Raw genomic sequence first — 7,918 nt, forward strand, 5'->3', positions numbered from 1 at the left:
TTTCCCTCTAGATAGTTGCTCTTTTCTAAACGATAAATATGGAATTTATCTTTAAAAGTGAGCTTGACTATAGATAAAGTAAATTAGAGAGTAACAAAGTTTTAGAAAAGAGCCATAAAAGAAAGCTATGAAGGATATGATGATCTGTTTCCCTCTTAGCTTTCTTTTATTGTTATGAAAAATTTAGTACAATTAGGGTATACATACCTTGATTAGAAAAAAGGAGACTAACATGACAAAGAAAGTAACGATTCAAACTGAATATATTACTCTTGGTCAATTTTTAAAGTTAGCAAATATTATTGATTCAGGCGGCATGGCAAAATGGTTTCTACAAGAATATGTCATCACTGTAAATGGAGAAGAAGATAATCGACGTGGCAGAAAACTCCGTAATGGAGATTCTATTATTGTTGAAGGTAAAGGGGAATATACAGTTGTGACAAAAGAATAAAAGTTGGGGGAATTCCCTTGTTTATAGAAAATCTAGTTTTAACAAACTATCGTAATTATAAAAAAACAGAAGTAGTTTTTGAAAATAAGGTGAATGTCATTCTTGGGGAAAATGCACAAGGAAAAACAAACCTGATGGAAGCTATTTATGTTTTAGCTATTGCGAAATCACATCGAACCTCTAATGATAAAGATCTTATTAGATGGGAAGAAGAGTATGCTAAAATAGAAGGTAGAGTCATGAGGAAAAAAGGGCCTGTCCCCCTTCAACTCGTGATTTCAACGAAAGGTAAAAAAGCAAAACTTAACCATATAGAGCAGCAAAGATTAAGTCAATATATTGGAGCCATGAATATTGTCATGTTTGCTCCAGAAGATCTAAATCTCGTAAAAGGAAACCCTTCAATCAGACGGAGATTTTTAGATATGGAAATTGGCCAGGTCTCCCCTATCTATATGCACGACTTGAGTACTTATCAAAAGATACTCCAACAACGTAACCATTACTTGAAGCAACTACAAAAACAAAAAGATCGTAATACTACCATGTTAGAGGTCCTTACCTCACAATTATCTGAAGTAGCTGCTAAAATTATTTTGAAGCGATTTGAGTTTCTAGAACTCCTCCAAAAGTGGGCAGAACCTATTCATAAAGGGATAAGTAGAGGATTAGAAACATTAGAAATTCAATACAAAGCATCTGTTGATGTATCAGAGAAGATAGATTTGTCGAAAATGGTAGAAGTATACGAGCAAAAGTTTGATAAAATAAAAGATAGAGAAATTGAACGTGGTATGACGCTAGCCGGTCCCCATCGTGATGACCTTCTGTTTTTTGTAAATGGGAAGGATGTTCAAACATTCGGATCACAAGGTCAACAGCGTACTACTGCCTTATCATTGAAGTTAGCAGAAATAGAACTTATTCACTCTGAGATTGGAGAGTACCCTATTCTCCTCTTGGATGACGTTTTGTCTGAACTAGATGATTATAGACAATCTCATTTATTGAATACCATTCAGGGAAAGGTGCAAACATTTGTAACGACTACCAGTGTAGAAGGTATTGATCATGAGACATTGAAACAGGCAGCTCAATTTCATGTTAATACCGGTATGATTGAAAAGGTGAAATGAGGTGGAAGATTGTTTATTCATTTAGGTGAAAATGTGGTTGTCCCTGTCAGTGAAATCATCGCCATTTTAGATGGACAGCTCTATTTTTCATCCAATATTGTCCAAGAATTTATTGAAGCTCAGAAACAGACAAAAGAAATTATTGAAATTTCAACGACAATGAAGACAATTATCGTTACAATGAATCAGATCTATTTTTCTCCACTTGCCTCTGTCACATTGAAACGAAGAGCTACTCAAATATTTGAATCGGAACAAATCATGTAGGTCATCCCGTTTTAAAAAGGCACATACAGAAATTCCTTAAAACAGACTTAAGATACAATAGCAATAGAAAAATCGCGGCTTTAGGTAACCTAAAGTTAAAGTGTAGGTGAAATATGTGGTAATGGAACAAAAAGAAATGGAACAACAACAAGCATATGATGAGAATCAGATACAGGTATTAGAAGGTCTTGAAGCGGTTAGAAAACGTCCAGGTATGTACATTGGATCAACTAGCGTTAAAGGGTTACATCATCTCGTATGGGAAATCGTTGATAATAGTATTGATGAAGCGTTAGCGGGATATTGTTCAGAGATAAATGTATCCATAGAACCAGATAACAGTATTACTGTTAAGGATAATGGACGTGGTATTCCTGTAGGTATTCATGAAAAGATGGGTAGACCGGCTGTTGAGGTTATTATGACAGTTCTTCACGCTGGAGGTAAATTCGGCGGTGGAGGTTATAAGGTTTCAGGAGGCTTGCATGGTGTAGGTGCATCAGTTGTTAATGCCCTATCAACAGTGCTTGAAGTGTTTGTACACCGAGACGGAAAAATTCATTACCAAAAGTTTGAACGAGGAGTTCCAGCTGCTGACCTAGATGTAGTTGGTGAGACTGATATAACAGGTACCATCGTTCACTTTAAGCCGGATACTGAGATTTTTACAGAAACGACTGAATACGATTATGATACGTTAGCGAATCGTATTAGAGAGCTTGCTTTCTTAAATCGTGGACTAAAAATTACGATTGAAGACAAACGAGAAGACCGTCAGAAATCCAATGAATATATGTATGAGGGCGGTATTAAATCCTATGTTGAACATTTAAATCGCTCAAAGGAAGTTGTCCATGAAGAGGTTGTGTACGTAGAGGGTGAAAAAGATAATATCTCTGTTGAAATTGCCCTTCAATACAATGACAGCTTCACAAGTAATATATACTCTTTTGCTAATAATATTCACACTTATGAAGGTGGTATGCATGAGGTTGGATTTAAAACATCTTTAACGCGTGTTATTAATGATTATGCAAAGAAGAATAGCTTATTAAAAGACAATGAAAGTAATTTAACGGGTGAAGATGTTCGTGAAGGATTAACGGCTATTATCTCTATTAAGCATCCTGATCCTCAATTTGAAGGACAGACGAAAACAAAGCTTGGTAATAGTGAGGCAAGAACTGTAACAGAAGCTACTTTTGGAGAAACATTTGATAAATTCATGATGGAAAACCCTTCTGTAGCTAGAAAAATTATTGAAAAAGGAATTATGGCGGCTCGTGCTCGTATGGCTGCTAAGAAAGCAAGGGAATTAACGAGAAGAAAGTCTGCGCTAGAAGTATCCAGTTTACCTGGTAAACTTGCAGATTGTTCATCAAAAGACCCTTCTATCAGTGAAATCTATATCGTTGAGGGTGACTCAGCGGGTGGTTCTGCTAAGCAGGGAAGAGACCGTCATTTCCAAGCTATTTTGCCATTAAGAGGTAAAATTCTAAACGTAGAGAAAGCAAGACTTGATAAAATACTTTCCAATAATGAAGTTCGTGCGATGATAACAGCATTCGGTACAGGTATTGGTGGAGATTTTGACATCTCTAAAGCACGTTACCACAAGGTTGTCATCATGACAGATGCTGATGTAGATGGTGCTCATATTCGTACTCTGTTACTAACTTTCTTCTACCGTTACATGCGTCCAATCATTGAGCATGGATATATCTATATTGCTCAGCCGCCATTATATAAAATTCAACAAGCGAAACGAGTTGAATATGCCTATAATGACCGTGAGCTTGAAACAATTTTAGCTGAGATGCCAAATCAACCTAAGCCAGGTATACAACGTTACAAAGGATTAGGGGAAATGAACCCAACACAGCTATGGGAAACAACGATGGATCCTGAGACAAGAACTTTACTACAAGTTACGTTACAGGATGCAATTGAAGCAGATGAAACTTTTGAAATGCTGATGGGCGACAAGGTAGACCCAAGACGTAATTTCATTGAGGAAAATGCTCAATATGTACAGAATTTAGATATCTAATACTTGAATATGCCTAATGTCCTCAAGGAGGAACAATATGTCTGAAAACCGAAAACCACAAGTAAAAGAAATTAATATTAGTCATGAAATGAAAACATCATTCCTTGATTATGCGATGAGTGTTATTGTTTCACGTGCCCTTCCCGACGTTCGGGATGGGCTAAAACCTGTACATCGTCGTATTTTATATGCGATGAATGATTTAGGGATGACATCAGATAAAGCCTATAAAAAGTCTGCCCGTATCGTTGGGGAGGTTATTGGTAAGTATCATCCACACGGAGACTCAGCGGTATATGAAACAATGGTTCGTATGGCGCAAGATTTTAACTTCCGATACATGCTAATTGATGGACATGGTAACTTTGGATCTGTTGACGGTGATGCAGCTGCAGCGATGCGTTATACAGAAGCAAGAATGTCCAAGATTGCGATGGAATTAGTCCGTGATATTAACAAAAATACAATTGATTATAAAGATAACTACGATGGATCTGAAAGAGAACCAGTCGTTTTACCAGCTCGTTTCCCTAACCTTCTAGTCAATGGAGCAGCAGGTATTGCAGTAGGAATGGCAACAAACATTCCTCCGCACCAGTTAGGAGAAGTCATTGATGGCGTCTTAGCGGTTAGTAAAGACCCTGACATTACAATTGCTGATTTAATGGACATCATACAAGGTCCTGATTTTCCAACTTCAGGTCAAATTTTAGGTAGAAGCGGTATCCGAAAAGCGTATGAAACAGGACGCGGTTCTATTATCATTAGAGCGAAAGTTGAAATTGAAGAAAAGTCTAATGGTAAACAAACAATTATAGTTAATGAGATTCCGTATCAGGTGAATAAGGCAAAGTTAATTGAGAAAATTGCTGAGCTTGTTCGTGATAAAAAGATTGATGGAATTACAGACTTACGTGATGAATCTGACCGTAATGGAATGAGAATAGTCATCGAAGTTCGAAGAGATGCGAATGCCAACGTCTTACTAAATAATTTATTTAAACAAACAGCTCTTCAAACAAGCTTTGGTATTAATATGCTTGCACTTGTAGACGGACAACCTAAAGTATTAAATCTTAAAGAAGTATTAAGTCATTATTTAGACCATCAAAAGGTTGTCATTCGTAGAAGAACGCAATATGAGCTAGAGAAAGCGGAAGCACGTGCTCATATCTTAGAAGGGTTACGTGTTGCACTAGATCATCTTGATGAGGTTATTGCGTTAATCCGTGGCTCTCAAACAACTGAAATTGCTAGAGAAGGATTAATGACTAATTTCTCTCTATCAGAAAAACAGGCTCAAGCTATATTAGACATGCGTCTACAACGCTTAACAGGATTAGAAAGAGAAAAGATTGAAGAAGAATACCAAGGGCTAGTCGCACTAATTGCGGAATTAAGAGCTATTTTAGCTGACGAAGAAAAGGTATTAGAAATCATTCGTGAAGAACTTACTGAAGTGAAAGAACGTTTTAACGATACAAGAAGAACTGAAATTGTAGCGGGTGGAGCGGAAATGATTGAAGATGAGGATCTTATACCTGAAGAAAATATCGTCATTTCGTTAACCCATAAAGGCTATATTAAGAGATTACCTGCCTCGACTTATCGTGCACAAAAGCGTGGTGGCCGAGGAATACAGGGTATGGGTACAAATGAGGATGATTTTGTAGAACAACTACTCACTACATCCACTCATAATCATATTCTATTCTTTACAAACAAAGGTAAAGTATACAAAGCAAAAGGATATGAAATACCGGAGTTCAGTCGAACTGCAAAAGGGATTCCTATCATTAACCTACTAGAAATTGATAAAGATGAATGGGTTAACGCTATGATTCCAGTAGAGAGCTTCACAGACGATGATTTCTTATTCTTTACAACGAAACAAGGTATTTCTAAACGATCTCCACTATCTTCCTTCAGTAATATTCGGACAAGTGGTCTGATAGCTGTGAACCTTCGTGAAGAAGATGAACTGATCTCTGTTAGACTAACAGATGGTAACAAGGATATGATTATTGGAACGAAAAAAGGAATGCTTATTCGCTTCAATGAAACTGATGTAAGGTCGATGGGTAGAACAGCTACCGGAGTAAAAGGGATCACCTTAGATGAAGATGATGAAGTAGTCGGAATGGAAATACTAGAAGATGGTTATGATGTGTTAGTTGTAACGAAAAACGGTTATGGAAAACGAACGCCAAAAGAGGAATATCGTATTCAAAGCCGTGGTGGAAAAGGATTAAGAACCACTACCATTACAGACAAAACCGGACCTGTTATGGCAATTAAGACGGTTACAGGTGAAGAAGACATCATGATTATTACAGCAAGTGGTGTTATCATTCGTATGGCAACTGCTGATATCTCTCAATTTGGTCGCTATGCCCAGGGAGTAAGGCTGATACGCCTAGGTGAAGAAGAAAATGTTTCAACTGTTGCGGTTGTTGATAAGGATGACACGGAAGACTCTGTCAACGAAGAGGATACGGAAGAAACACTAGAAGAGGTCGTCGAATCCGAAACAGATGAGGAATAAAAAAATTTGAAGAACACGTCGATGTGTTCTTCTTTTTTTGATAGAATACTGGTATTAGTATGAAGGAAACTTGGAGGAGTCCAATTTATGAAGGTTCAAGTCAATCAGTTACGAGAAGGTTGTATACTATCCATGGATGTAACCTCCTTGACAAATAAACCTGTTATTCCTAAAAAGACAGTGCTCACGAAAGAGAAAATTAGTGTTCTTCATGCGTTTCTAGTTAATGAAGTGTCAGTTGAACCAACATTAGTAGATGGAAGTCCATTTCGACCGGGTGAAGTAATGGGGGATCCAGAAGAAAGCCAAAATGAAGACCTTTATCTTCCGTTTAGCAGTCATTATTTAAAAACTGTTCAGGATTTTAAAAAGGTGTTTCAAAGCTGGCAATCAGGATCTCAAGTAGATATTGTAAAAGTAAGACAGTTCTTTATTCCTTTATTAGAGAGGAGTATAAAAACACCTTCTGAGATTTTCATGTTACATCACTATTCAACAAAAGAAGATTATCTATATCATCACTCCGTTGCAGTAGGGCTTTTATCAGGCTTCATAGGCAACAAGTTGAACTATGAAAAAGGTCAATGGATCCAAATTGCTATCGCTGGACTCTTATCTGATTGTGGAATGGCTAAAGTAGATCCGAGTATATTAAATAAACAAACAGCCTTATCACCGGAAGAATATAATGAAATTAGAATCCACCCAACTCATGGCTATAAGATGTTATTAAACTTACCCGTCATTAGAGAAGGGGTGAAGCTCGGTGTATTCCAGCATCATGAAAGAATCGATGGAAGTGGCTATCCTCTTGGAATTAATGGTGATAAGATTCACCCATTTGGAAAGATTCTTGCTGTAGCTGATGTCTATCATGCTATGACTTCTGAGAGAGCATACCGTTCTAAACAGTCTCCCTTTAAGGTTCTAGAGTTAATTATCCAAGACAGTTTCGGTCAGTTTGATATACCAGTTATTCAGGCATTGACAGCGGGTATTGCTAATTTCTCTATTGGCACAAGGGTTAAACTTTCTGATGGGCAAGTTGCAGAGATCGTATTTATTGAATCTAAGTCTCCTACAAGACCTATGGTTAAAATAGAGAGTAGCCAAGAGTTTATACAATTAGCGCAACGTCGTGATTTATATATTGAAGAAATCCTATAAAAGTGAAGGTGAAGAGAACCTTCACTTTTTTTTATATTTATCCTTGTTAATTATAGAAAGTGATGATATTATATAAAAGTTGTCTCTTAAAGAAGCCATGACTTAATATTTTCTTTCAAAAAAGACATTGACTTAATAAAGACAACATGTTATATTAATAAAGTCGCTTCTGAGCGATATAAGTTCTTTGAAAACTAAACAAAACGTCAAGCGTGTTGGTATATGTAAATCAACAACAATTTTTAAAAAAACTTATTAATGCCAGCGCATAATAAGGAAGTTTATTTTCGCTAACGCGA

The 7,918-nt window shown here is 36.8% G+C and carries 6 protein-coding genes; all 6 read left to right on the forward strand.

Translation table 11 applies throughout. The annotated features are described in order from the left end of the window. The first annotated feature begins 232 nt into the window (after positions 1-232). The 6 genes from yaaA (at position 233) to LT143_RS15665 (ending at position 7,619) form a co-directional block, all read left to right on the forward strand. Positions 233-454, forward strand: coding sequence for a S4 domain-containing protein YaaA (yaaA, locus tag LT143_RS15640; protein ID WP_246944324.1), 222 nt, complete (start codon positions 233-235; stop codon positions 452-454). A 17-nt stretch (positions 455-471) separates the two neighbouring features. After that, entirely contained in the window at positions 472-1,590 is a 1,119-nt protein-coding gene (recF, locus tag LT143_RS15645; RefSeq protein ID WP_246944326.1) for a DNA replication/repair protein RecF, read from the forward strand. Between the two features lie 9 nt (positions 1,591-1,599). Further along, positions 1,600-1,857 (forward strand): extracellular matrix regulator RemB, encoded by a 258-nt coding sequence (gene remB, locus LT143_RS15650; protein WP_246944328.1) that lies wholly within the window; start codon positions 1,600-1,602, stop codon positions 1,855-1,857. Between the two features lie 136 nt (positions 1,858-1,993). Beyond that, on the forward strand, positions 1,994-3,907 hold the full coding sequence (gyrB, locus tag LT143_RS15655) for a DNA topoisomerase (ATP-hydrolyzing) subunit B (RefSeq protein ID WP_246944350.1): 1,914 nt from the start codon (positions 1,994-1,996) through the stop codon (positions 3,905-3,907). A 37-nt stretch (positions 3,908-3,944) separates the two neighbouring features. Next, complete coding sequence (gyrA, locus tag LT143_RS15660) at positions 3,945-6,452, forward strand: DNA gyrase subunit A (RefSeq protein ID WP_246944330.1); 2,508 nt, start codon at positions 3,945-3,947, stop codon at positions 6,450-6,452. A gap of 87 nt (positions 6,453-6,539) precedes the next feature. Next, positions 6,540-7,619, forward strand: coding sequence for an HD-GYP domain-containing protein (locus tag LT143_RS15665; protein WP_246944332.1), 1,080 nt, complete (start codon positions 6,540-6,542; stop codon positions 7,617-7,619). Positions 7,620-7,918: the final 299 nt, after the last annotated feature.

The organism is Bacillus pinisoli (assembly GCF_023036475.1).
GTDB classification, from domain to species: domain Bacteria; phylum Bacillota; class Bacilli; order Bacillales; family SA4; genus Bacillus_BS; species Bacillus_BS pinisoli.

Excerpts from the sequence above, each read along its gene's own strand:
- gyrA (WP_246944330.1), top strand. The coding sequence starts at position 3,945 with ATGTCTGAAAACCGAAAACCACAAGTAAAAGAAATTAATATTAGTCAT.
- yaaA (WP_246944324.1), top strand. The coding sequence starts at position 233 with ATGACAAAGAAAGTAACGATTCAAACTGAATATATTACTCTTGGTCAA.
- gyrB (WP_246944350.1), top strand. The coding sequence starts at position 1,994 with ATGGAACAACAACAAGCATATGATGAGAATCAGATACAGGTATTAGAA.
- LT143_RS15665 (WP_246944332.1), top strand. The coding sequence starts at position 6,540 with ATGAAGGTTCAAGTCAATCAGTTACGAGAAGGTTGTATACTATCCATG.